Source organism: Aeromonas encheleia (assembly GCF_900637545.1).
GTDB classification, from domain to species: Bacteria; Pseudomonadota; Gammaproteobacteria; order Enterobacterales; family Aeromonadaceae; genus Aeromonas; species Aeromonas encheleia.
The window spans coordinates 3,140,033-3,164,655 of sequence record NZ_LR134376.1 but is presented as its reverse complement, the minus strand read 5'-3'; the positions used below and the strand labels follow the sequence as shown (position 1 = coordinate 3,164,655).

General features: G+C 62.9%; 26 protein-coding genes. 14 read left to right on the top strand and 12 right to left on the bottom strand.

What is annotated here, in order from left to right; translation table 11 throughout:
- Positions 1 to 7: 7 nt before the first annotated feature.
- The 5 genes from EL255_RS14665 to EL255_RS14645 all read right to left on the bottom strand — a co-directional run bounded on the left by EL255_RS14665 (position 8) and on the right by EL255_RS14645 (position 5,514).
- Positions 8 to 1,279, bottom strand: coding sequence for an efflux RND transporter periplasmic adaptor subunit (locus tag EL255_RS14665; protein WP_408608779.1), 1,272 nt, complete (start codon positions 1,277 to 1,279; stop codon positions 8 to 10).
- A gap of 205 nt (positions 1,280 to 1,484) precedes the next feature.
- A complete protein-coding gene (xthA, locus tag EL255_RS14660; RefSeq protein WP_042653835.1) occupies positions 1,485 to 2,291 on the bottom strand; it encodes an exodeoxyribonuclease III in 807 nt (268 codons plus the stop codon).
- Positions 2,292 to 2,544: 253 nt separating this feature from the next.
- Complete coding sequence (locus EL255_RS14655; protein ID WP_042653834.1) at positions 2,545 to 3,507, bottom strand: pentapeptide repeat-containing protein; 963 nt, start codon at positions 3,505 to 3,507, stop codon at positions 2,545 to 2,547.
- A 58-nt stretch (positions 3,508 to 3,565) separates the two neighbouring features.
- On the bottom strand, positions 3,566 to 5,206 hold the full coding sequence (locus tag EL255_RS14650) for a tetratricopeptide repeat-containing response regulator (protein ID WP_042653833.1): 1,641 nt from the start codon (positions 5,204 to 5,206) through the stop codon (positions 3,566 to 3,568).
- 110 nt (positions 5,207 to 5,316) lie between these two features.
- Complete coding sequence (locus EL255_RS14645; protein WP_042653832.1) at positions 5,317 to 5,514, bottom strand: hypothetical protein; 198 nt, start codon at positions 5,512 to 5,514, stop codon at positions 5,317 to 5,319.
- Between the two features lie 194 nt (positions 5,515 to 5,708).
- Here EL255_RS14645 and EL255_RS14640 point away from each other — a divergent pair, with 194 nt between their 5' ends.
- On the top strand, positions 5,709 to 6,914 hold the full coding sequence (locus tag EL255_RS14640; RefSeq protein ID WP_042653831.1) for an MDR family MFS transporter: 1,206 nt from the start codon (positions 5,709 to 5,711) through the stop codon (positions 6,912 to 6,914).
- A 130-nt stretch (positions 6,915 to 7,044) separates the two neighbouring features.
- Positions 7,045 to 7,191: a hypothetical protein gene (locus EL255_RS14635; protein WP_232018874.1), complete on the top strand. Its 147-nt coding sequence runs from the start codon at positions 7,045 to 7,047 to the stop codon at positions 7,189 to 7,191.
- A gap of 33 nt (positions 7,192 to 7,224) precedes the next feature.
- Here the strand turns inward: EL255_RS14635 and EL255_RS14630 are convergent, their stop codons facing one another.
- Complete coding sequence (locus EL255_RS14630) at positions 7,225 to 8,268, bottom strand: FAD:protein FMN transferase (protein WP_042653830.1); 1,044 nt, start codon at positions 8,266 to 8,268, stop codon at positions 7,225 to 7,227.
- Positions 8,269 to 8,577: 309 nt separating this feature from the next.
- Here EL255_RS14630 and azu point away from each other — a divergent pair, with 309 nt between their 5' ends.
- Both azu and EL255_RS14620 read left to right on the top strand, forming a co-directional pair.
- Positions 8,578 to 9,033 (top strand): azurin, encoded by a 456-nt coding sequence (gene azu / locus EL255_RS14625; protein WP_042653829.1) that lies wholly within the window; start codon positions 8,578 to 8,580, stop codon positions 9,031 to 9,033.
- Positions 9,034 to 9,218: 185 nt separating this feature from the next.
- On the top strand, positions 9,219 to 9,422 hold the full coding sequence (locus EL255_RS14620; protein WP_042653828.1) for a hypothetical protein: 204 nt from the start codon (positions 9,219 to 9,221) through the stop codon (positions 9,420 to 9,422).
- Between the two features lie 10 nt (positions 9,423 to 9,432).
- On the opposite strand, the gene EL255_RS14615 is transcribed toward EL255_RS14620, so the two are convergent.
- Positions 9,433 to 9,993 (bottom strand): HutD family protein, encoded by a 561-nt coding sequence (locus EL255_RS14615; protein WP_042653827.1) that lies wholly within the window; start codon positions 9,991 to 9,993, stop codon positions 9,433 to 9,435.
- Positions 9,994 to 10,275: 282 nt separating this feature from the next.
- Between EL255_RS14615 and EL255_RS14610 the strand changes: the two genes are divergently transcribed.
- A complete protein-coding gene (locus tag EL255_RS14610; protein ID WP_042653826.1) occupies positions 10,276 to 11,244 on the top strand; it encodes a nucleoside hydrolase in 969 nt (322 codons plus the stop codon).
- 99 nt (positions 11,245 to 11,343) lie between these two features.
- Positions 11,344 to 11,676 carry a DUF3634 family protein gene (locus EL255_RS14605; RefSeq protein ID WP_042653825.1) on the top strand — a complete coding sequence of 111 codons (333 nt, stop codon included), beginning with the start codon at positions 11,344 to 11,346 and terminating at the stop codon, positions 11,674 to 11,676.
- Between the two features lie 111 nt (positions 11,677 to 11,787).
- Here EL255_RS14605 and EL255_RS14600 read toward each other — a convergent pair whose 3' ends face one another.
- Positions 11,788 to 12,705 carry a LysR family transcriptional regulator gene (locus EL255_RS14600; RefSeq protein WP_042653824.1) on the bottom strand — a complete coding sequence of 306 codons (918 nt, stop codon included), beginning with the start codon at positions 12,703 to 12,705 and terminating at the stop codon, positions 11,788 to 11,790.
- Positions 12,706 to 12,826: 121 nt separating this feature from the next.
- On the opposite strand from EL255_RS14600, the gene EL255_RS14595 reads away from it, so the two are divergent.
- From EL255_RS14595 to EL255_RS14555, 8 genes are all read left to right on the top strand, one after another.
- The gene (locus EL255_RS14595; RefSeq protein ID WP_042653823.1) at positions 12,827 to 13,270 is read left to right on the top strand and encodes a carboxymuconolactone decarboxylase family protein; all 444 of its coding nucleotides are present in this window, start codon (positions 12,827 to 12,829) and stop codon (positions 13,268 to 13,270) included.
- 559 nt (positions 13,271 to 13,829) lie between these two features.
- Positions 13,830 to 14,849: a cytochrome o ubiquinol oxidase subunit II gene (gene cyoA / locus EL255_RS14590; protein ID WP_084228357.1), complete on the top strand. Its 1,020-nt coding sequence runs from the start codon at positions 13,830 to 13,832 to the stop codon at positions 14,847 to 14,849.
- 3 nt (positions 14,850 to 14,852) lie between these two features.
- Positions 14,853 to 16,829, top strand: coding sequence for a cytochrome o ubiquinol oxidase subunit I (gene cyoB, locus EL255_RS14585; protein WP_042653821.1), 1,977 nt, complete (start codon positions 14,853 to 14,855; stop codon positions 16,827 to 16,829).
- Positions 16,830 to 16,833: 4 nt separating this feature from the next.
- Positions 16,834 to 17,448 (top strand): cytochrome o ubiquinol oxidase subunit III, encoded by a 615-nt coding sequence (locus EL255_RS21485; protein WP_042653820.1) that lies wholly within the window; start codon positions 16,834 to 16,836, stop codon positions 17,446 to 17,448.
- Positions 17,449 to 17,781 (top strand): cytochrome o ubiquinol oxidase subunit IV, encoded by a 333-nt coding sequence (locus EL255_RS21480; RefSeq protein ID WP_042653819.1) that lies wholly within the window; start codon positions 17,449 to 17,451, stop codon positions 17,779 to 17,781.
- Positions 17,782 to 17,791: 10 nt separating this feature from the next.
- Complete coding sequence (gene cyoE / locus EL255_RS14570) at positions 17,792 to 18,685, top strand: heme o synthase (protein ID WP_042653818.1); 894 nt, start codon at positions 17,792 to 17,794, stop codon at positions 18,683 to 18,685.
- Between the two features lie 275 nt (positions 18,686 to 18,960).
- Positions 18,961 to 20,322: an MFS transporter gene (locus EL255_RS14560; protein WP_042653817.1), complete on the top strand. Its 1,362-nt coding sequence runs from the start codon at positions 18,961 to 18,963 to the stop codon at positions 20,320 to 20,322.
- A 75-nt stretch (positions 20,323 to 20,397) separates the two neighbouring features.
- Entirely contained in the window at positions 20,398 to 20,766 is a 369-nt protein-coding gene (locus EL255_RS14555) for a DUF1428 domain-containing protein (RefSeq protein ID WP_042653816.1), read from the top strand.
- Positions 20,767 to 20,881: 115 nt separating this feature from the next.
- Here the strand turns inward: EL255_RS14555 and tauD are convergent, their stop codons facing one another.
- From tauD to tauA, 4 genes are all read right to left on the bottom strand, one after another.
- Positions 20,882 to 21,730 carry a taurine dioxygenase gene (gene tauD / locus EL255_RS14550; protein WP_126623377.1) on the bottom strand — a complete coding sequence of 283 codons (849 nt, stop codon included), beginning with the start codon at positions 21,728 to 21,730 and terminating at the stop codon, positions 20,882 to 20,884.
- Between the two features lie 106 nt (positions 21,731 to 21,836).
- A complete protein-coding gene (tauC, locus tag EL255_RS14545; RefSeq protein WP_126623376.1) occupies positions 21,837 to 22,661 on the bottom strand; it encodes a taurine ABC transporter permease TauC in 825 nt (274 codons plus the stop codon).
- The gene (gene tauB, locus EL255_RS14540) at positions 22,658 to 23,425 is read right to left on the bottom strand and encodes a taurine ABC transporter ATP-binding subunit (protein ID WP_042655009.1); all 768 of its coding nucleotides are present in this window, start codon (positions 23,423 to 23,425) and stop codon (positions 22,658 to 22,660) included. Before tauB ends, tauC begins: the two co-directional genes overlap by 4 nt.
- A 16-nt stretch (positions 23,426 to 23,441) precedes the next feature.
- On the bottom strand, positions 23,442 to 24,416 hold the full coding sequence (gene tauA, locus EL255_RS14535; RefSeq protein ID WP_042655008.1) for a taurine ABC transporter substrate-binding protein: 975 nt from the start codon (positions 24,414 to 24,416) through the stop codon (positions 23,442 to 23,444).
- Positions 24,417 to 24,623 lie beyond the last annotated feature (207 nt).

The window sequence follows — 24,623 nt, the reverse complement described above, 5'->3', positions numbered from 1 at the left end:
GAACTCCTTACTTGGCCGCGATCTGGCTGACCATCTTGGCGTTGATCGCCTTCATCTCGGCGGCCGAGACCGGCTTGACCACGGCGCCCGGGCGAGCCTTCATCAGGCCCTCGACGATGTAGCGTTCACCGGGCTCGAGGCCGCTGTCGATCAGCACGCCGCTGTCCACGCTCTGGCCGAGCTTGACCGGCCGCGGCACCACCTTGTTGTCGGCATCGATCACCATCACCATGCGGTCGGCCTGGGACTGGACGATGGCGCGCGGCGGCACCACTATGGCGTGCTTGCGCAGGCCGAGCTCTATGGTCATGCGCACGAACTGGCCGGGCAGCAGCTTACCCTCCTGGTTATCGAAGATGGCGCGGGCCCGGATGGTGCCGGTCTGCGGATCGACCCGGCTGTCGGAGAAGTTGAGCTTGCCCGCCTGCGGGTAGACGGAGCCGTCGGCGAGGCGGATATGGGTGCGCCAGTTGGTGGCGTCCCTGGCTTCGATCAGCCCTTTCTTCACCGAGTTCTCGAAGTTGAGGCGATCCTGCTCCGAGTAGGAGAAGTTCACGTAGAGCGGATCGAACTGGGTGATGGTGGTGAGCAGACCGCTGTCACCGCCGGTGGCGATGAGGCTGCCCTCGGACTGGGAGCTCTTGCTCGCCATGCCGCTGATGGGGGCGGTCACCTGGGTGTAGCTGAGGTTGAGATCCGCCTCCTTCACCTTGGCCTTGGCCGCCTGGTGGCTGGCCACGGCCGCCTCGTAGTTGGCGATGGTGGTGTCGTAATCCTGCCGGCTCACCACCTGGCGCTTGTAGAGCGGGATGATGCGATCCCGATCTGCGTGGGCCTTGTTGAGGCGCGCCTGCTCCTGGGCCAGGGTGCCTTTGGCCTGCTCCAGTGCCACCTTGTAGGGTTCAGGATCGATCAGGAACAGGGCCTGACCGGCGGTGACCGGCTGGCCCTCGATGTAGGTGCGCTGCAGCAGGATGCCGTTCACCCGGGAGCGCACATCGATCTCACGAAAGCCGGCGGTCTCCCCCACCATCTCGGTGGTGAGCGGGACGTCGGTCAGCTTGACCTCGGCCACCACCACGGGCACCGGGGGCGGCGCCTGGACCTGGCTGGCGGCGTCGTCGCCACAGCCGGTCAGGGCGCCGGCCAGCGCCAGGGCGATGCAACCGCGTCGCAATACTCGCAGCCCGTTGGGGTGATCCTTCACTCCTACACGCTGGCTGGACGGGCCGCGACGGCCCGCTTTTTCGTTGTTATTAACAAACCTGGACAACATCATGTTTACAAACTCAACATCTTGATATATGCGGGTTTTTTAATAATAAAGTGACAAAGTTGAACTGGAGCTGCTCGGCAGGGGAAGTTGTCGGCTCCATACAGGATCTATAGGGGGAAAGCGGGGGGGATTACGACAATCCCTGACGAGGGGAGGTCGGGAGTCAGGCGGAAAGCAGTGGGGGCAGGGCGCCCCCACTGGCGAGGGGTCAGGCGAAGCAGGCCCAGATGGGGGCGTGATCGGAGGGCTTCTCGATGCCGCGCAGCTCGTAGTCGATGCCGGTCTCGGTCACTTTGTCCTTGAGCGCGTTGGACGCCATGATGAGATCGATGCGCAGGCCGCGGTTCTCGTCAAAGCCCTTGGAGCGGTAGTCAAACCAGGAGAAGCGCTCGCACTCTGTGGGGTTGGCGGCGCGGAAGGTGTCGGTCAGCCCGAAGCCTTTCAGGCGCTCCATCCACTCGCGTTCTATGGGCAGGAAGGAGCACTTGCCATCCCGCAGCCAGCGCTTGCGGTTCGCCTCGCCGATACCGATGTCGAGATCGGTGGGGGAGATGTTCACATCGCCGATCAGCACCAGCTGATCGTCCGGGGTGTGGTGGGTCTCCAGGTAGTGCTGCAAGTCCTCATAGAACTTCTGCTTGGCCGGGAACTTGGTCTCGTGATCCTGGCTCTCGCCCTGGGGGAAGTAGCCGTTCATCACCTTGATGAGGGAGCCATCCTCGCGCTTGAAGCTGGCCATGATCATGCGGCGCTGGGCATCCTCGGGATCGGTCGGGAAGCCTTTTTGCACCTCGAGGGGCGGCTGCTTGCTCATGATGGCCACCCCGTAGTGACCCTTCTGGCCATGGAACACCACGTGATAGCCCATGGCCTCCACGTCGGCCACCGGGAAGGCATCGTCGTGTACCTTGATCTCCTGCAGGCCGATCACATCCGGCTGGTGCTTGTCGATGATGGCTTGCAGCTGATGAAGACGGGCGCGCAGGCCATTGATATTGAAAGAGATGATCTTCATGTCCGGGATGCTCATGTCGTTTTTATTAGTCGCTATTGGACTAGGAATCCGGTCTGGATGCAAGTTCCGGGGGACGCCCGGTGCCGCTCCTGAACTTGCATCGGAACCTGTTCACGATCTGTCGCGAGAGGTCGTCAGCAAGGTGAAGCGCAGGAACCGGAGTGTATATGTATACATGAGAGCTCCTGGTTACACATAAGCGAGCAGCATATGAACCTTGATCACGGCCTCGCAGCAAGATCGTGGACAAGTTTTAGCGGGTCATCTTCTTGACAAACACCACCACAAACAGCGCCAGCGTGAAGCTGCCGGTGAAGGCCTCGAAGGCGGCAAAGATCCGCGACAGGCCGGTGGGGGTGAAGTCGCCGTAGCCCAGGGTGGTGAAGGTCACCACGCTGTAGTAGAGGCACTCCAGCAGGAAGATGGCGTTCTGCTCGAGGGACGCCTCGGGGCGATAGATGAGGTGGTTGCCGTTGAAGCTCAGGCCGAAGAAGAAGTAGAAGATGCTGCAGATGAGGATCAGCAGCAGGGAGAACAGCACCACCCGCATCGGCGCCTCGCCGTAGCCGCAGAACAGATCCACTATCCAGGAGGCGAAACGCTGGTAGGAGCAGAGCGGCAGCTGCAGCCGGCGCATGGTCAGCTCCTGCTGGATGTAGCGGCCGGACATGGTGAAGATGCCCTGGGCCTCCGAGGCCTTGCGCAGGTCCCGGTAGGTCTCCTCCGCCTCCTTGAACCAGATGCGGGCCTGCGCCGGATCCCGCTCCTTGCGCCCCTTGCGGTCCTGCATCAGCCGCTTGCCGGTATCCAGATTGTCGAGCCGGGTGTTCTTCCAGCGCAGGCCGAGCAGGTTGATGTCGTGCAGCTGGGCGCAGTGCAGGTTGGCGTCGCTGAGATCCGCCTTCATCAGGCTGCCGCCGCGAAAGCGGATGCCGTAGAGGTGGGCGCCACGCAGGTTGGCGCGATAGAGGTTGCACTGCTCCAGCAGAAAGCCCTGGGGATCCTGCTTGTTCACCAGGTTGAGGCCGGCCAGCTCGGCGCGGGCCAGCTGCAGGCCGTGACAGAGCCCGCCCTGGCGAACGTAGTGCTCCAGCGCCTGGGCGGTGTCGGGGGATTGATGATCGGCCTGGGGATCGTGCCAGCGGCACAAGTCGTGTTCCCCCGCCTCTTCGCTGCAGTGGCGGCCATCCGCCACCAGATATCGGCACATCGCCATGCTGTCGCCTCTCCTTGCTGAGTCTGTATCAGCATAGGTGAGGCGCCGGCCCGGCTGGCTAGTTGAACTGGTTAAATTCCTGGCGCAGCTTGCGGAAGCGATCCTGCTGGGCAGGATTCAAGGGGATGCCTTCCAGCACCTCCAGGGTCTCCTTGCACTCGGCGCCGAACTCCGGACTCTTGCGGTTCTTCTGCATCAGCTGCAACAGCACCTGGATCTTGTTGAGGGCGGCGCCGGTATTGGCCGGCGCCCGGCGCAGCGCCTCGCGGAAGTGGCCGAGGGCCTGCTCCAGCTCCCCGCCCTGATAGGCCTTGATGCCAAGGTCGTTGAGCTGCTGATAGCGCTGGCGCCGCTCCTGCACCGTCTTGTCGTCGCGGGTCACCTGGATGCAGGTGGTGAGCAGCCGATCCTCATCCTCCGCCAGCAGCGCCTGCAGGCTCTCTGCGTACTCGAACTCGCCGAGCTGATAGAGCGCCAGTATGGTCTCGCCGAGCAGGGCGGGGGGCATGGTTTCCGGCCGATCCAGCCAGTTCTGGTTGGCGCGATAGAGCATCTTCTTGCCCTTGAGCAGCTCGCCGAGGGCGATCTGGACCCGGGCCTGGCAGATCTGCTCGAACACCGGGTAGTTGAACTCCGCCATCATCAGCGAATCGCGAATGCGTGACAGCGCCGAGTTCACCTGCTTCTGCAGGTTGGCGATGTGGTAGCTGTCGTTGCTGTTGAGGGCATAGAGGGTGAGGGTCTGGATGTAGGCCCCCAGGTAGTGCGGGGTGCGGTGGATGGAGTTGCGCGACAGATCGATGAGGGCGAGCAGTACATCCTTGGCCTGGCCGTAGTCGTGGCGCAGCAGGCACACCTCCGCCAGACGGCGGGAGAGTTGCACCGACTGGGGCGAGATGTCCACCGCCCGCCGCAGCTCCTGCTGGGCGATCTCCCCCTTGCCGAGCGCCAGCTGGGATTCCGCCAGCCAGAGGTGGGCCTCCACCATCAGCGGGGTGTTCTTGAGTGTCGCCTGCAGGTGGCTCACCGCCTCCTCGTGCAGTTCGAGCGTGTGGCAGGCCTTGCCCAGGGTCAGCCTGGCCCAGCTGTTCTCCTGGCCGGCCAGCAGCTGGCGCATCAGGCTGCGGGCCTCCCTGGCCTGACCGAGCTTGAGCTGGGTGTCGGCCTGCAGGCAGCGGCAGAAGTTGGCAAAGCGCGGCACGGCGTCGGCCTGGGTGGCGCAGGCTTCGATGAGCGCCGATGGATCGTCCTTGGTGAGGGCGATAAAGACGCTCTCCAGCGCCTGACGGCGGGCGAGGGCGCGTTTGAGACGAAACGAGAACTGCTCCTGGGAGAAGGGCTTCATCAGGTATTCGTCGGGCTCGGCCTCGAGGGCGCTCAGCACCATGGCGCGAGAGCCGTCGCTGCTGACCATGATCACCACGCTCTGGGGCGGGATCAGCTGCTGATCCCGCAGGCTCTCCAGCAACTGGCGGCCGTTCTCTCCGGCCCCCAGCTCGTAGTCGAGCAGATAGATGTCGAAGCTCTCCTTCTGGCAGCGGCGCCGCGCCTCGTCGGCCGAGTTGACATAGGTGATGCGGTTGATGCCGATGTTGATCAGCATCGCCTTCATCATCATCTGGAAGGATCGCTGTTCGTTGACCAGCAGGATGCGCCTGGGTTTGGGCTGGGCTTTCTTCTCTGGCTCGGGAGTCTGCATCTGCTTGGGTCGGGACGCTGCGGGCGGGTGACTGAAGTGTGCCACCAAAGTCTGCAGCCAGGCAATTGAACATGGGGTGGCGCCGCGGTTTTTACGCTAAGCCCCGCCGTTCATGATCTCTTCTGGACCAGGTAGGGTGCGAACTGGGGGCTGAATCTGGCCTCGAAGCCCTGCTCTGTCTTGACGATGAGGTAGACCGCCAGCCGGTGCGCCCTGGCGAGGCCATCGCCTCCCGGCAGGGGCGCGCCGACACGGCCACCAGCATCGCCGAGCTGGGGATCCAGATCGCCAGCGTCTGCGGCCAGCAAGGTGCGGTATCCGATGAGCTGAGCCGCAACATCCAGCGCATCAAGGTTTCCATTTGGTGTGACGCCGGCCGGATCAGCAGTCGTCCCTCGGGGCGGCATTTTTTATGAGCGGGGATTGTGTAAATGGGTGTCTTTTGATACCAATGAATGCTTTTCCCTGCGGCTATGCTGCCATTGCGTGACAAGGAGTTCCCATGCGCCTGCCCCCCTTTCCCCCTCTGGTCTGGATCGTGATCCTGGGCACCTTCATGGTGCGCACCAGCTTCTTCATGGTCTGGCCCTTCCTCTCCATCCTGCTCTACCGGGAGTACGCTCTGTCGGCCTCCGGCATCGGGGTACTGTTGGGCGGCGCGGCTGTGCTCTCCTGCCTCATCGGCTTCTACGTCGGCTGGCTCTCCGACCAGCTAGGCCGGCGCACCATACTGCTGCTGGGCTGCGCCCTGTCGTGCGTTGCTTACCTGCTGCTCGGTTTTGGTCACTCCCTCTGGCTCATCGCCCTCGGGGTGTTTGGTTCCGGCCTCTCCTACGCCTTCATCGATACCCCGGGCAAGGCGCTGATGGGGGATCTGCTGCCCGAGAAGGGGCAGCGGGAGCTGGCCCAGCACCTGCGCTACTTCCTGCTCAACGTGGGGGCGGGGGTGGGGCCCCTCATCGGCGTGATGGTGGGGCTCGGCGCGCGCCAGGAGACCTTCGTGGTGACGGCCGTCAGCTATGGTCTGCTCGGCATCGCCTTCCAGTTCGGCTTTCGCCGCGAGTGCGCCAGCCGGCCGGATGCGGGCCTCACCCTGGGGGCCATGCTCAAGGTGGTGGGGCGGGATCGGGCCTTCATGCTGTTTATCCTCGCCAATCTGCTGATGATGCTGGTCTACGCCCAGGTGGAGTCGCCGCTGATCCAGTACCTGACCCGCGCCGGTGCCCCCGAGGTGGAGACCCTGGTGGCCCTGCTGGTGGCCACCAATGCGCTGACCATCATCACCCTGCAGTTCCCCCTGCTGCACCTGACCCGGCGCTGGCGGGTGAGCCTGCGGCTGCAGTTTTCCATCCTGCTGATGGCGGCCGCCCAGGTGCTGTTCGCCCTGTCGAGTCCGGCCCTGCTGTGGCCCTGGCTGGTGGCGGTGTTCTTGTTGAGCGTGGGGGAGGCGGTGCTGTTTCCGCTTTTTAACGTGCTCATCGACGAGATGGCGCCGGCCCACCTCAAGGGGAGCTACTTCGGGGCAAGCGCCCTGGCTGGGCTCGGTTGGGCGCTCTCACCTCTGGTGGGAGGCTGGCTGCTGCAGGTGTGGGGCGGCCCGGCCCTGTTCACCGTGATGACCGCGATTTGCGTGCTGGTGTTTGTCCTCTACGGGGCAGGCAGCCGGGCGGCGCGTCCGTCTGCCGATCCGGCCGGCTGTGGGGATTAGAAGGGGAGCACCTTGTCGGCGGTCAGGGTCCCGTCGGTCCACTTGATCTCGGCGGCCACTGGCTTGATGTCGCCGAAGGCGCGCTCCACCACCGGGCCGAGCAGCCCGGAGTGGCGAAGGGGACCTCCACGTGGATGTGCACGGCAAGCTGGTGACCCTGAAGGCGGAGGTCCGCCAGCACGACAGTCAGAGCAAGGATGAACGCACCCTGCGGCTACCCAAACAGACAGTGACCCCGGCGCCCCACCGTATTCCCATCGAGTCGCGCCGTCTTTAAAACAGCGAGGCCCCGCGCAGTGGGGCCCCGTTTTTATGGCTGTTTGGGGACCAGATAGGGGGCGAACTGGGGGCTGAACCTGGCCTCGAAGCCCTGCTCGGTCTTGACGATGAGATAGACCGCCAGCTTATGCTCCCTGGCGAAGGCCAGCGCCGGCTCCGGCCCCATCACCATCAGCGCGGTGTCGAGGGCGTCGGCCTCCAGCGCGGTGTGGGTGATCACGCTGGCGGAGACCAGCCTGTGGGTCACCGGGGCGCCGCTGGCGGGATCTATGATGTGGGAGTAACGCCGGCCATCCAGCTCGTAGTAGTTGCGATAGCTGCCGGCGGTGCTGAGCGCCATGCCGTTCGGGATCACCACGTCCTCGATGGCGCCGGGCCGGTCCGAGGGTTCGACGATGGCCACCCGCCAGGGGTTGCCCTTGGCGTTGTGGCCCTCGCTGCGCACGGCCCCCGCCACCTCGATGAGGTAGTTGCCTACCCCCTTGCCCTCCAGCAGCGTCGCGAGCTCGTCCGCGGCCGCCCCTTCCCCCAGGGTGGAGAGATCCAGATAGAGATCGGGGATGGCTTTGCCGAGCAGGAATTTGCCATCCTGGTTCGTCAGGCTCAGCTTGTCGATGCCGACTCTGTCGCGGGCCTTGGCGATCTGCTCCGCCGTCGGCCGCTTGACCGGGCGCTTGTCCGGCCCGAAGCCCCACAGGTTGACCAGCGGGCCCACGGTCACATCCAGCCTGCCGCCGGTGAGCTGGCCCGCGTCTATGCCCTGTTGCACAATCTTGGCCATGCTGGCCGGTATGAGCATGGGCACCCCGGCCGGCCCCTGATTGAAGCGGGAGATGATCGAGCCCGGATCATAGGTGGAGATCTCTTGATTCATGCGCACCAGCAGGGTATCGACCTCGCGCTGCAGCGCCGCCTCTCCCCCCGGAAAGGCGTCGTTCACCGTCACCACGTAGAAGGTGCCCATGGTCTTGCCCTGAATGCGAAGCTGGGTCGGGGCGGGCTGGCAGGCGGTCAGCATCAGCATCAGGCTCAGCAGCAGGCCGCGTGCGGCCAGGGTGGGGGAAGGGAACGGCATCTTGCATCCTCGCGGGAATCGTCGACGGGGGAGCAGCTTAGCCAACGGGGCCCGGCTTGACGAGTCTTCAGCCGGGCGCGGGGCGGAAAATAATTAAGCGACTCAGGCTGTTAACCCGACAGATCTGTTCCAAAGTTGAATGGTTTTGGGGGTAAACAGGTGACTTGGGCCGCAGCTTTGAGCAAAAGCCATAGTCGATTGACAACAGTTGAGTACAATTAAGATCGATTCTGACAGCATCTTTGCCCATCGCCGACGCGAGTTTCAGGCAAGCGTGTTGCCATCCACTGCCAATCAAAGGAGAAGATGATGAAAAAGGCGATTACCCTGCTGTTTCTGAGTATTTTTACTGCACTGGGCATGGCGGCACCGGCCTTGGCCGATGAGTGCGCACTGGTCATCGAAGGCAATGATGCCATGCAGTACAACCTCAAGGAGATGAGCGTGCCGGCCACCTGCAAAGAGGTGACTGTGACCCTCAATCACACGGGCAAGATGCCGGTGACGGCCATGGGTCATAACTGGGTGCTGGCCAACACCGCCGACTATCAAGCCATCGCCACCGCGGGCATGAGCGCCGGCGTCGATCACGACTACCTGCCGAAGGAAGATGCCAGGATCCTGGCTCACACCAAGCTGGTGGGGGGCGGCGAGAGCACCAGCGTCACCTTCAAGACCGACGGGCTGGCGGGCAAGGATCTCACCTTCTTCTGCTCCTTCCCGGGCCACTTTGCCATGATGAAGGGCTCCTTCAAGGTCGGCTAGACCACCTCCAGTTTTGAGAATAAGCCGGGCTTGCCCGGCTTTTTTTTATGGCTCGCTCGCGCGAACCAACTGAATTCATGGCTGAATTTCATGATCTGGCGGGCGGTATCGCACTGTAGTGACGGGGTAGAATGGGCCGCAAGCTGGGTCAGGTGACCCGGCAACGAACCCGATGAGAAGGGGCTATGAGCGCCATAAAATGGGTCATCAGCGGCTGCCTGATGCTGGTCTGTGCCATGGCACTGGCCGCAGAGCCCCCGGTCAAGAAGAGCCGCAACGGCATCTGCCACCCCCAGGGCGGCACCTATTACAGCCGCACCAAACACTACGAACCCTACGACAGCATGCGGGCCTGCCTCGACAGCGGGGGGCGCGCGCCTAAACGCTGACCCCGACGCGCTATGCGCGTCGTTGCAGGGTAAAGAAGGCGATGGCCGTCTTCTTCTGGCACTCCAGCCTGATGCTCTCCTCGCCGCTGATCACCAGGGTCTCGTTGATGGCCAGGGCCCGATCCTGCACGCTGAGCTGACCGCTCAGCAGATGGCAGAGATAGGTCTTGTCCGCCTCCAGGGTGAGGGTGAGCGGGAAGGGCAGATTCAGCACCCGCACGTTGGCGCTGATGCGCTCGGGATGATAGATGAGGCCGAGATCCGTCACCTCCTTCTTCAGCAGTTCGCAGTGGGTCTCCTCGTCACCGTCAAAGTGGGCCGCCTCATGGGTCGCATAGGGGTGACCGTTGAGCACGAAGCCAGCGCCGCTGATGGGCAGCAGGATGCGCCTGTAGCCGGGAAACGTGGAGAAGGGGCCCGCCGCCTTGATGGGGGCCGAGCTGAGACGGTAATCGAAGTCGAGCTTGTCCAGAGTCGCCCCCTTGGGGGAGATGAGGATCTGGGCCGTGGTGCCCTGCTTGTTCTTCCAGGGCATCTTCAGCTGGTCAGACTCTTTAATCAGGGTGATCACTAGGGTGCCTCGGCAAGTGGTTGGAATGAGTGGCAATGAGGCCAAGTGATACCATCCCGTACGCCGGCCCACAAGGCGATGGAGGCCGATCCCCGTCCGGTTGCCCATAATCTCGGCAGTTTGCCCCCTCGGTGCAGGGCCGCCCTCTGCCGGTCAGTCTGGCTTGCTCAAGATGTCGTCGGTCGGCGGGGTTGAAGCAGAGCAAAGCGCTAGGCTGTGATCCCTGCGCTGTTAAACGGGTGGCAGACCGCTACACTGGCAGTTCTGTTGTATGGAGGCCCCATGACCCACAAGATCATTCTGGATACCGATCCCGGTATCGACGACGCCATGGCAATACTCTTTGCCGAGGCACACCCCGCCATCGATCTGCTCGCCATCACCACAGTGTTTGGCAATGCCACCATCGAGAACGGTACCCGCAACGCACTCTGGCTCAAGCAGAAATACGGCATGAAGGCGGATGTGGCCCAGGGAGCGGCCGCCCCGCTGCGACGCGAGCCGGTCGGGCCGACCACAGTGGTGCACGGCCCGAGCGGGCTGGGGGATGTGGAGGCGGGGGAGGTGACCATCAGCGCGGATCCCCGTCCGGCCTGGCAATACATAGTCGAGGCGGTGAAGGCCGCTCCCGGCGAGATCACCCTGGTCACCATAGGGCCGCTCACCAACCTGGCGCTGGCGCTGCAGGAGGCGCCCGAGATCACCGGGCTGGTGAAGCAGGTGGTGGTGATGGGCGGCGCCTTTGGCGTCAACGGTCATCGCGGCAACGTGACCCCCTATGCCGAGGCCAATATTCACGATGATCCCGAGGCCGCGGATGTGGTGTTCACCGCCCCCTGGCCCGTGGTGATCATCGGGCTGGACGTGACCCAGCAGAGCTTCTTCAGCAGCCGCTACCTCGATGCGCTGCGGGATGAGGCGGGCGAGCCGGGTCGCTTCCTGTGGGCGGTGAGCCGCTTCTACCTGCGCTTCTATTCCGAGCGCATCGGCCTGGATGGCTGCCATGTGCACGATCCCTCCGCCATCGCCTATGTGATCGATCCGACCCTGTTTACCCTGCGGGAAGGGCCGGTGCGGGTCATCGACGGTGGCCCCGCCATCGGCCACACCCTGCAGAAGTTCGATGACAAGGCGCATCCCCACGATGAGTGGGCGGGCTATCCGGCCCAGCGGGTCGGGGTGGCGGTACGGGATCAGGCGCTGCTGGCGCTCTATCGCGAGACGCTGGTGGCCTGGGGCAAGGATTGCTGAGGCTCGCCCGCAGGATGGACAAAGCGTGATGCTCGCCAGGTAATCACCGGCTGGCGCGGCCTATACTGACCAGAAGTTAAGCATGGGAAGGGGAAACGGATGGCCTGGTTGTCTTTGTTGGTGGCGATAGCCCTGATCTGGTGGCTGATGAAGCTGGGGCGTGGCGCCCTGTTCGAGATCCGGCTGCAACCTGGCAAGGTGCAGCTGAAGCGAGGCGCGGTGTCGCCGCGCTTCCTGGCCCAGGCCAAGCAGATCCTGCAGCAGGATCCGGTGCGGGGCCGGATCCTGGGTCAGCGCGACGACAACGGCGTCAGGCTGGTCTTCTCCCGCTCCATCCCCGAGCCGGTGGCCCAGCGGCTGCGCAACATCTTTCCCTATGGTGACTACCGTACCCCTCCCGCCGTCCCGGACGGGCGCAAGCCGCATAAATAGAGCCGACATGCATACCCCGTGAGCCGCAGTCGGGCCAGGTGCCCGGCTGTTTATTTTCTTATTTTCGCATCCTCTCTTTCCCATCGCCCTGGCCGACTAGGCAGCAGGCGGTCAAGCCTTCCCGTCTGACCCCTGCAGCGGCGCCATCACCTCGATCAGAAAGTCGATGAAGGCGCGGGTCTGCGGCTTCAAGAAGCGGCCACCGCGAAACACCGCAAAGATCTCGTCGTGGCGATCCTCGTAAGGGGAGGCCTGCCAGTCGGGCAGCAGCTGGCGCAGGCTGCCATCGTCGATCCCCTGCTGCACCATCCAGCTCGACAGCAGCAAGAGCCCGCATCCCGCCTGGGCCGCGCAGAGCAGGGGCGTGCCGCCGACGGAGGCGAGATTGCCCTGCACCGCGACCTTGCGCCGCTCAGCCCCGCGCCGGAAAAACCAATGCTGGCGCTGACGGCCCTGGCCGCGGATGAGGCAGTTGTGACTGGCCAGCTCATCGGGATGGACGGGCTCGCCATGCTGCGCCAGATAGGCGGGGGAGGCGACCAGCAGGGTCCGGTTCGCCAGCAGGTGGCGGGCATGCAGGCTGCTGTCGGTCGGGCGCCCGATGCGAATGGCCACGTCTACGTTGTCGGCATTGAGATCCACCAGCCGGTTGTCGAACTCGATCTCGACCCTGACCCCGGGGTAGCGGGCCAGAAACGCGGGCAGCCGCGGCGCCAGCCAGGCCGCCCCGAAGCTCTCGAACACCGAGACCCGCAATGGGCCACGGGGCGCCACGTGCAGGGGCTGGAGGGATTGCACCAGCTGCTCGGCCTCCTCCAGCAGGCGCACCGAGCGGGCGAGGAAATACTCCCCCTGCTCGGTCAGCACCAGCTGGCGGGTGCTGCGCTTGAACAGGGGCACCCCCAGCTGTTGCTCCAGGCTGTCGATGGTACGGGTCACCGAGGAGGGGGCCAGATTGAGGGCGCGGGCGGCGCGGGAGAAGCTGCCTGACTCCACTACCTGGGCCAGGATACGAATGCGATCCAGCACGGACACTCCTTTGCGTTTAATGCAAAACTGTTGCAGGTTGTGACGGTATTCTATTCATCGGTGAGAAGGTGAACAATGCCGTCATCGCCCGAGACGGGCATAGCGCCACAGGAGCCGCACCATGTCAGACCGTATCCAGCTCGCCCAGCAGATCCCCGCCGCCATCCAGGCCATGATGGGGCTGGAGTCCTATCTCGGTGGCACCGAGATCCCCTCCCGGCTCAAGGAGCTCATCAAGCTGCGGGCCTCCATGATCAATGGCTGCGCCTACTGCATCCAGATGCACGCCGAGGTGGCGATGAAGCAGCAGGAGAGCCCGCAACGTCTGCTGGCGCTGTCCGCCTGGCGCGAATCCCCGCTGTTCGATGAGCGTGAGCGGGCCGTGCTGGCGCTGACCGACGAGGTGACCCTGATCGCCGGGCAGGGGCTGAGCGAGGAGGTCTATCGGCAGGGGCTGGCGCTGCTCGGCGAGACCCTGCTGGCCCAGTGTCTGATGCAGATAGTCACCATCAACGCCTGGAACCGGATTGCCGTCGCCACCCGGATGGAACACCCGCTTAGCTGAGTCTGGAGAGGGGCATGGCCGCCCTGTCATCCAGGGAGATGAACCTGGTGTGAACAGGAGCAGGGAAGCTCGATAGAAAGGTCTCCATTGGAGGCCTTTTTTATGAGGCATGGATGGGAGGCGGACTCTAATGGCCGTTTTTTGCCGCCGTTCCCACCATGGCAGGAAGTTAATCACACAGTTATTTGATTAATTATTTATTATTTTATCTCATCACTTACCCCGATCAGATCAAGGTTTTGTTGATTAAAAAGCGTGCAGTCAGAATATCCACCAGCAGAAAATGATGCATATTGACCATGACAACATTAAGGGGAAGTGAGAGTGTTGCCCAGTTGTTGCTCGATGAGGGATCGAAATGAAAGCAATGCAGGCTGAATCAGAAATTTGTGATCGTATAAAAATCGTCACTGTCAAGCGTTTAACAAATAACGCATCTTCGCACCAAACAAAAAACAACTTCCGGATTAATTTTTCATGTTGTTCACATGCCGGTCTGATGCAATAAAATGCTGCATTTTTATTATACCAATAAGCCTTGAAACGATGAGGACATTGCATGAGACCTTTTGAAGTAAAGAGGGGCTTGGGCGCTTTGCTGTTGATTGCAACCGCTGGCTTGCTGAGTGGCTGCGACATGGCTCTGATGAGCCCCAAAGGGCAGGTTGGTCTGGAACAGAAGTCACTAATATTAACCGCACTCGGTCTGATGTTAATTGTAGTGATTCCTGTGATTATTATGACGGTGGCCTTTGCTCGTAAATACAGAGCATCCAATACCACCGCCAAATACACCCCGGATTGGTCTCACTCCAACAAGATTGAAGCGGTTGTCTGGACCGTACCCGTCATTATTGTCGCCATCCTGGCGGTGATTACCTGGAAAACTTCCCACTCGCTGGATCCTTATAAACCGCTGGAATCGGACGTCAAACCGATCCAGGTCGATGTTATTTCCCTCGACTGGAAATGGTTGTTTGTCTATCCGGAACTGGGTATCGCCTCGGTCAATGAGCTGGCCTTCCCGGTCAATACCCCGGTCAATTTCCGGGTGACCTCCGACACCGTGATGAACTCCTTCTTCATTCCGCAACTGGGCGGTCAGATCTACGCCATGGCCGGGATGCAGACCAAGTTGCATCTGATTGCCAACGAGGCGGGTCAGTACAAGGGGATCTCCGGCAGCTACAGCGGCGCCGGCTTCTCCGGCATGAAGTTCAAGGCCATCGCCACGACCGATCAGGCCGGTTTCGATGCCTGGGTCGCCAAGGTGAAGCAGTCTCCCAAGATGCTGAACACCATGGGCGAGTTCGATGTGCTGGCCAAGAAGAGCGAAAACCATCCGGTAGAGTACTTCGCCAGCGCCGATCCCAAGCTGTTCGTCAATGTGATCAACAAGTTCATGGGTGACATGAAGCCGGGTGAGCACAAAGGCATGCAGCACGAAGCCGCCGCCAAGCATGACGACGGGATGGACATGGCCGACATGGATCATGGCGACATGACCTCCGCTGAGCATGCCGGGCACATGGCCATGCCGATGGATGACAAGAGTGTGAAAGCAGGATCCGAGGAATAATCGATGTTTGGAAAGTTAACACTCGACGCTATCCCGTACCATGAACCCATCATCATGGTCACGATAGCCGGTATCATATTGGGCGGGTTGGCCATTGCCGGGCTGATCACCTATTTCGGCAAGTGGGAATACCTGTGGAAAGAGTGGTTCACCTCGGTGGATCACAAGCGCCTCGGTATCATGTATCTCATCCTGGGGATGGTCATGCTGCTGCGCGGCTTCGCCGATGCGGTGATGATGCGGACCCAGCAGGTGATGGCGTCGGCCGGGGGCGAGGGCATACTGCCACCGCATCACTACGACCAGATTTTCACCGCCCACGGCGTCATCATGATCTTCTTCGTGGCCATGCCACTGGTGATCGGCCTGATGAACATCGTAGTGCCGCTGCAGATCGGTGCCCGTGACGTCGCCTTCCCCTTCCTCAACAACCTGAGCTTCTGGTTTACCGCCGCGGCCGTGGTGTTGATCAACGTCTCCCTGGCGGTCGGTGAATTCGCCCAGACCGGCTGGCTGGCCTATCCGCCCTTGTCGGGCGTGGACTTCAGTCCGGGCGTCGGGGTCGATTACTGGATCTGGAGCCTGCAGATCTCGGGTCTGGGTACCCTGCTGACCGGTGTCAACTTCTTTGCCACCATCATCCGGATGCGTGCCCCAGGCATGACCATGATGCGGTTGCCGGTGTTCACCTGGACCGCCCTGTGCGCCAACATCCTGATCATCGCCTCCTTCCCGATCCTGACCGTCACCATCGCCCTGCTCACCGCAGACCGTTACCTCGGCACCCATTTCTTTACCAATGACATGGGTGGCAACATGATGATGTACATCAACCTGATCTGGGCCTGGGGTCACCCCGAGGTGTATATCCTGGTGCTGCCGGTGTTCGGGATCTTCTCCGAAATCGTGGCGACCTTCTGCAAGAAGAAGCTGTTCGGTTACACCTCCCTGGTGTGGGCCACCGTGGCCATTACCGTGCTCTCCTTCGTGGTCTGGTTGCACCACTTCTTCACCATGGGATCGGGCGCCAACGTGAATGCCTTCTTCGGCATCACCACCATGATCATCTCCATCCCGACCGGGGTGAAGATCTTCAACTGGCTGTTCACCATGTATCGCGGTCGCATCGAGTTCAGCTCGCCCATGCTATGGACCGTCGGCTTCATCATCACCTTCACCGTCGGTGGCATGACCGGGGTACTGCTGTCGGTGCCGGCCGCCAACTTCGTGCTGCACAACAGCCTGTTCCTGATCGCCCACTTCCACAACGTCATCATCGGCGGCGTGGTGTTCGGTTGCTTCGCCGGTATCACCTACTGGTTCCCGAAGGCGTTCGGCTTCAAGCTGGATGACGTCTGGGGCAAGCGCGCGTTCTGGTTCTGGATCACCGGCTTCTTCGTGGCCTTCATGCCGCTCTATGTGCTGGGCTTCATGGGCATGACCCGTAGGGTCAGCCAGAACATCGATCCCGAGTTCCACGGCTGGCTGGTCGTGGCCGCCTGCGGTGCCGGCCTGATTGCCATCGGCGTCCTGTGCCAGGTGATCCAGGTCGTGGTCAGTATCCGTGACCGCGAGAAGAACCGTGACTGGACCGGCGATCCCTGGGGTGGCCGTACCCTGGAGTGGGCCACTTCCTCTCCGCCGCCGTTCTACAACTTCGCCATCGAGCCGAAGGTGAAGGGTCTCGACGCCTTCTGGGAAGCGAAAGAGGACGGCTCTGCCTTCCTGCAGCCGGCCAGGTACGCCCCCATCCACATGCCGAAGAACTCTGGTGCCGGTGTGGTCATCGCCGCCCTCAGCGTGGTGTTTGGCTTCGCCATGATCTGGCACATCTGGTGGATGGCCATCGCCGGCTTCGTCGGCATGATCGCCACCTGGATCATCCACAGCTTCAACGAGGATGTGGACTACTACGTACAGGTTGACGAGATCGAGCGCATCGAAGGTCAGCATTTCGACAACATCAACAAGGTAGCCTGACGCTATGGCAACTGACGTTCTACATCACACTCACGGCGCCCATGACGATCATGGGCACCATGATGCCGGTGCCACCAAGGTGTTCGGTTTCTGGATCTACCTGATGAGTGACTGCATCCTGTTTGCGACCCTGTTCGCAACCTATGCAGTCCTGGTCAACGGCACCGCCGGCGGCCCGAGCGGCAAGGACATTTTCGAGCTGCCGTTCGTGTTCGCCGAAACCATGCTGCTGCTGTTCAGCTCCATCACCTTCGGTTTTGGCATGCTGGCCATGAACAAGAACAAGGTGGCCGCCGTCAACGGCTGGCTGCTGGTGACCTTCTTGCTCGGTGCCGGCTTCATCGCCATGGAGATCTACGAGTTCCATCACCTGATCGCCGAGGGCTTCGGCCCGCAGCGCAGTGGCTTCCTGTCCGCCTTCTTCACCCTGGTCGGTACCCACGGTATCCACGTGACCAGCGGCCTTATCTGGATCATCGTGATGATGGTGCTGGTAGCCAAGAAGGGGCTGACCGAGCGCAACCGTACTCGCCTGATGTGCCTGAGCCTGTTCTGGCACTTCCTGGACGTGGTGTGGATCTGCGTCTTCACCGTGGTCTATCTGATGGGGGCAATGTAAATGAGTAGTCATGCAGTCGATAATCACGGCGCCAGCCACGGCAGCGCCAAGTCCTACCTGATCGGCTTCGTGCTGTCAGTGATCCTGACCGCGATCCCGTTCTGGATGGTGATGGACGGCAGCGCCTCCCATGCCATGGTGCTGGGTACCGTGGTTGCCATGGCGGTGGTCCAGATCTTCGTGCATCTGGCCTACTTCCTGCACATGAACACCTCGTCTGAGGAGCGCTGGAACCTGGTGGCACTGGTGTTTACCGTGCTCATCATCGCCATAGTGGTGGTGGGTTCCCTGTGGATCATGTACAACCTCAACGTCAACATGATGGTTCACTAAGCGGGTTGGTGTGATGATGAAGCAATACCTGCAAGTGACCAAACCGGGCATCATCTTCGGTAACCTCATCTCGGTTATCGGCGGATTCCTGCTGGCCTCCAAGGGGAGCCTGGACGTTCCCCTGTTCATCCTGACCATGGCGGGGGTGTCACTGGTGGTCGCCTCCGGTTGTGTGTTCAACAACTACATCGACCGGGACATCGACTGCATCATGGAGCGGACCAAGAACCGCGCCCTGGTGAAGGGGCTGATCGCCCCTGGCGTGTCGCTCTGGTATGCGAGCGCACTCGGCGTTGCGGGCATTGCACTGCTCTACTTTGCGGCCAATCCGTTGGCCGCCTTGCTGGCAGTGCTCGGCTTCCTGGTCTATGTGGGCGTCTACAGCCTCTACATGAAGCGCCATTCGGTCTATGGCACCCTGGTCGGCAGCCTCTCCGGCGCCGCGCCACCCGTCATCGGCTACTGCGCGGTGAGCAACGAGTTCGACTCGGGCGCCCTGATCCTGCTGGCGATCTTCAGCCTGTGGCAGATGCCGCACTCCTATGCGATTGCCATCTTCCGCTTCAAGGATTACCAGGCCGCCAACATCCCGGTGTTGCCGGTGGTGAAGGGGATCTCGGTGGCCAAACACCATATCACCCTCTACATACTGGCGTTTATGGTGCCGACCCTGATGCTGTTCCTCGGCGGTTATGCCGGTTACAAGTATCTGATCGTGGCCACGGCGGTGAGTGTCTGGTGGCTGGGGATGGCGCTGTCGGGTTACAAGCAGGCGGTCGATGACTCCCTGTGGGCCCGCAAGTTGTTCATGTTCTCCATCGTCACCATTACCTGTCTGAGCGTGATGATGTCGGTGGACTTCCAGCCGGACGCGACGCCGGTATTGGTGAGCATGCTGCCGTGATCCTGACGCGGACATGTTCTCCATCGTCACCATCACCTGCCTGAGCGTGATGATGTCGGTGGACTTCCAGCCGGACGCGACTCCCGTGCTGGTGAGCATGCTGCCCTGATAGTGTGAACTGCACCCCTAAATGCATGAAATCCAGAGCCGGGAACCTTCCCGGCTCTGTTATTATGGGGCCGCCCTGCGGGGCACTTTTCCCGCTGTTCGGGTGTGACGCGCCTTGCGTCATCCACCCCTTGCGTCTCCCTTCTCTTTGACCTATCGAGGCCATCATGAATGATTTCACCATGACGAGGGGCGAGCGCCGCGCGACCTGGGCGCTCGGCTCCGTCTTCTCCCTGCGCATGCTCGGCATGTTTATGGTGCTGCCGGTGCTGACCACCTATGGCATGTCTCTGGCGGGCGCCTCCGAAGCCCTGATCGGCCTTGCCATCGGCATCTATGGCATGACCCAGGCGCTGTTCCAGATCCCGTTCGGCCTGCTCTCCGATCGCATCGGCAGAAAGCCGCTCATCGTCGGCGGCCTGCTGATGTTCGCCCTTGGGGCCGTCATCGCCGCCCTCAGCGACTCCATCTTGGGGGTCATCGTCGGCCGTGCCCTGCAGGGCAGCGGCGCCATCTCGGCGGCCGTCATGGCGCTGCTCTCGGATCTCACCCGCGAGCAGAACCGCACCAAGGCGATGGCCTTCATCGGGGTGAGCTTTGGCATCACCTTCGCTATCGCCATGGTGACGGGCCCCCTCATCACCCACGCGCTGGGGCTGTCCGGCCTGTTCTGGCTGATCGCCCTCTTGGCGCTGGGGGGCATCGGCATCACCCTGTGGTGGGTGCCGACCCCGACCAGCCACCTGCGCAACCGCGAGTCGGCGCTGGTGAAGGGGGGGATCCGCACAGTGCTCACCAACCCGCGCCTGCTCAAACTCAACCTCGGCATCCTCTGCGTGCACACCCTGCTGATGTCGAGCTTCGTGGCGCTGCCGCCGCTGCTGGAGCAGGCCGGTCTGCCCCGTGACAGCCAGTGGCAGGCCTATCTGGTCACCATGCTGGTCGCCTTTGTCAGCGTGGTGCCCTTCATCATCTATGCCGAAAAACGCCGCCAGATGAAGCGGGTATTCCAGGCTTGCGTGCTGGTGATGCTCATCGCCGAAGTGGTGCTGTGGCAAGCCGGGTTGCAGCTGTGGGGCCTGCTCGCCGGGCTGCAGCTCTTCTTCATCGGCTTCAACGTGATGGAGGCGCTGCTGCCGTCGCTCATCAGCAAGGAGTCGCCACCGGGTTACAAGGGCACTGCCATGGGGGTCTACTCCACCAGCCAGTTCATCGGGGTCGCCATCGGTGGCAGCCTGGGCGGCCTGTTCTACAGCCTCGGCGGTGCGCCCCTGGTGTTCGGCAGCTGCGCCGTGCTGGCCCTGCTCTGGCTGGGGATAAGCCTGACCATGCAGGAGCCCCCCTATGTGAGCAGCCTGCGCATAGTGCTGCCGGAGGGGGTCGCCGCGACCCCCGCGCTGGAGCAGAAGATCCGCGCCTGTGAGGGGGTGAGCGACGTGCTGCTGGTCGAAGCCGAACGCTCGCTCTACGTGAAGGTGGATACCAAACACCTCACGCGCAGCGATCTGGAGCGACTGGTGGCGATCTGACGGGCACTCACGCTGGGCAGCGCAGCGGGCAGCACCCCTTGCTATGCTGAGATCCTCAATAAGGAGGAGAGTGTCATGTCATATATAGATGGATTCGTGCTCGCCGTGCCCACGGCCAGCAAGCAGGCCCTGATCGATCACGCTCGGCAAATTGATCCCATCTTCCTCGAATACGGCGCCACCCGGGTGCTGGAGGGCTGGGGGGACGACGTGCCTCACGGCAAGCTGACCGACTTTTACCGCGCCGTGGCGGCGAAGGAAGATGAGAGCGTGGTCTTCTCTTGGGTGGAGTGGCCGGACAAGGCCACCCGGGATGAGGCCATGGCGAAGATAATGAAAGACGCCAGGATGGACCCGAGCAATCCTGCCAATCTGGCGATGCCGTTCGATGGTGCCCGCATGATCTTCGGGGGTTTCAGCCCAGTGCTGGATCTGCGCGGCTGAGGTGTCTTGAAAGCAGAAGAGGCCCGCCATATTGGCGGGCCTCTTCGTTATGGCCGCCAGCAGGATTTGCCCCCAGCATGGCGGCCCTGTGCATCACCCGGTGGATCTCTTTCGCTCAAGGCCGCCAGTAGGGCTTGTCCCCGAGGATGGTGGCCCTGTGCATCACCCGACGCGCCGGCAGGTAGTCGGCGTTGGCATAGTGCTGGGTCACCCTGTTGTCCCAGATGGCGATGTCGTTCTCCTGCCAGCGCCAGCGCACCTGAAATTCGGGCCGACGGATATGGTCAAACAGGAAGCCCAGCAGCGCCTCGCTCTCCCGGGCTGGCAGATCCGGCAGCCGGCTGGTGAAGCCCTCGTTGACAAACAGCGCCTGCCGCCCGCTCACCGGGTGGGTGCGCAGCACCGGGTGGCGCAGGGGCGGGTTGTTGGCCACGGCGGCCTGCCAGCGCTGGCGTTCCTCTTCGCTGCCGTTGTGGCGGTGGGCCGGGAATGACTTGGTGAAGTCGTGCTCGGCCTCCAGCCCCGCCAGCAGTTTTTGCAAAGGCGGGGAGAGCGCCGCCAGCGCCGCGATCCCGCTGGCCCAGAGGGTGTCCCCGCCGCTGGGGGGCAGCTGCTTGGCGGCCAGGATGGCCAGCGCCGGCGGGGTCTCGATGAAGGTCACATCGGTGTGCCAGTTGTCGTTGTCCGGCGGATTGTCGTCGTGGGTATCGAGCACGATGATCTCCTCGGCCTCCTCCGCGTGGGGATAGACGGGGTGGATGTGCAGATCCCCGAAGCGGTTCGCCAGCGCCCGCTGTTGCCTTGGGCTGATGGGCTGATCCCGCAGGAACAACACCTGATACTTCAACAGGGCACGATGGAGCTGCTCGAAGTGCTCCTGCGTCAGGGGCTCGGCCAGGGTGAGGCCGGCGATCTCGGCGCCGATGTGGGGCCCGAGCGGGGTAATCGTCAGCTTGTCGTGCATATGCTTTCTCCATGCCAAGGCGTCAGTCGACGCTGCAGGGCTCGCAAGCCCAGTTCCAATACGAAGACGATGTGAAGGATCACCATGAGGACGGTCAGCTTGTCGTTCATTGTCCTTCACCATGCCAGGGCGTCAGCCTGCGCTGCAGTGCGCGTAAACCCAGTTCCAATACGAAGGCGACCAGGGCGATCACCAGAATGCCTGCCAGCACCACATCGGTGGCCAGAAACTCGCCGGCAGACTGCACCATGAAGCCCACCCCTCGGGTGGCGGCGATCAGCTCCGCCGCCACCAGGGTCGACCAGCCCACGCCGAGGCCGATGCGCAGCCCGGTCAGGATCTCGGGCAGGGCGCCCGGCAGGATTACATGCCACAGCACCTGCAGCCTGGAGGCGCCGAGCGAGCGGGCCGCCCGCAGCCGCACCTGTTGCGCGCTCTGCACCCCGGCCAGGGTCGCCATGGCCACAGGGGCGAAGATGGCCAGATAGATGAGCAGCACCTTGGATGTTTCTCCGATGCCAAACCAGATCACCATGAGCGGCAGGTAGGCCAGCGGCGGCACCGGCCGATAGAGCTCGATCAGTGGATCCAGCATGCCGCGCACCGTGGGGCTCAGCCCCATGGCGAGGCCGGCCGAGATGCCGAACACCGCCGCCGCCAGCAGGGCGATGAGGATGCGCTGCAGGCTGGCGCCCAGGTGTTGCCACAGGGTGGCGTCCATGAAGCCCTGTGGGCCGGCCAGGGTTACGAGCTGGGCCAGCACCCGGCCGGGGGGCGGCAGGAACAGCGGATCGACCCAGCCGAGCCGGGCCACCAGCCACCACAGGGCCAGCAGGGCGAGCAGGGTGGCGAGACTCAGGCTCAGCCGCCGTGGCAGCGGCCAGCGCAGGACACGACCGGCGGCGGTGGATCGGACGAGGGCGATGCTCATGCGAAGGCCTCACGCTCGTTGAAGACCCGGCTTAGCACATATTCGCGCCGCTCGATGAAGGCCGGATCGGACTTGATGCTGCGGCAGGGTTCGCCGGCGGCGAAGCGGCGACCAAAATCCAGGCTCAGTCGCTCCACCACCCGGCCCGGGGAGGGGGAGAGCAGCACCAGCTCGCTGGCCAGGAACACCGCCTCCTCGATGTCGTGGGTGATCAGCAGCACCTGACGACGCCCCTCATGCCACAGCCGCAGCAGCAGGGTCTGCATCTGCTCGCGGGTGAAGGCGTCGAGCGCGCCGAACGGCTCGTCCAGCAGCAACAGCTGTGGCCGGGTGGCCAGGGCGCGGGCAATGCCGACCCGCTGGCGCTGACCGCCGGAGAGCTGCCAGATGGGGCGCTCGGCCGCCCCCTCCAGACCGACCTTGCGCAGCAGGGTCAGTGCCTGCTCACTTCGCTCGGCGCGGGGCACCCCGGCCAGCTGCAGGCCGAGGGCGACGTTGTCTTGCACGTTGCGCCAGGGCAGCAGCCCCTCGCTCTGGAACACCACGCCGCGCTCGGCGCCCGGGCCCCTCACCGGCTTGCCCTGCAGGCTTATCTGGCCGTTCTGGCAGGGCTCGAATCCGGCGATGAGGTTGAGCAGGGTGGTCTTGCCGCACCCGGACGGGCCTAGCACCACCATCAGTTCGCCCTCGGCCAGGCTCAGGCTGATGTTGTCGAGCACCTTCTTGCCGGCGTATTCGGCAGAGACATAGGCGAGCTGCAGCATGGTCTTCTCCTCAGGGTCATTGGGCCAGGGGCTTGACGAAGCGATCGGTCACGAACTGGCTGTAGTCGGGGGCGGCGCTCGGCACCTTGCCCTGGGTCTCTAGGAAGCGGGCGGTATCGACGATGGTCTGGTTCACCAGGCTGCCGAGCTGGGCGCTCTGCTCACGGGCGCCGAGGTAGGTGTTGCCGCGCACCAGATCGGGCACCTCGGCCACGGAGACGCCGCTCAAACTCGCCAGCTTGTCCAGATTGGCCGGTTGGGCCAGCCAGTCGGCCGGGTTGTCGAGGTAGGCCTGCTGCGCCGCCAGGTTGCTCTTGACGAAGGCCTGCACCACCTCGGGATGGGCCTTGGCAAAGTCCTTGCGCACCACCCACACATCCAGGGTCGGGGCGCCCCAGCTGCCGACCTGGGCCGAATCGGTCAGCACGGATCCTTCTTTGGTCAGCTTGTTGAGGGCCGGGGCCCAGACATAGGCACCGTCGATGTCGCCGCGCTGCCAGGCGGCGATGATGGCCGGTGGTTGCAGGTTCACAATCTCCAGCTTGGTGGGATCGACTCCCCAGTGCTTGAGCGCTGCCAGCAGACTGTAGTGGGTGGTGGAGCTGTAGGGCACGGCGATGCGCTTGCCGACCAGATCCTGAGGCGTCGAGAGCCCCTTCTTCACCACCAGTGCCTCGGAGTCACCGAGCTTGGAGGCGAGCAGGAACACCTCGATGGGCACGTTCTGGCTGGCCGCCACCGCCAGCGGGCTGGAGCCTATGTTGCCGATCTGTACGTCGCCGGAGGCGAGCGCCCTGACCACGCTGGCGCCGCTGTCAAACTTGCGCCAGTCCACCTTGGCGCCGCTCTCTTTGGCGAAGCTGTTGTCGGCCTGGGCCACCTTGGCGGGTTCGGCCGAGGTCTGGTAGGCCACCGTGACCTCGACCGCCTGGGCGGATTGCACGACCAGCGCCAGCGCCGCCAGCCAGAGGGAAGTTCCTTTTCCTGTCATGATGTCGTTCCTGATTTCGGGGATGGAGACGCCATCTTTCCCGTAATGACCCGCTGACTGAAGGAACGAGAAACCTGCATTAAGACGCTATGGTTCTTAGATAAATAACTGAAATGAAACAATGAGATATGGATATCTCAAATGCGGGGATGCTTATTCGCTGGCTGGCAATCGAGCCGGATCCTGCGGGGGAGGCAACTCAGATAG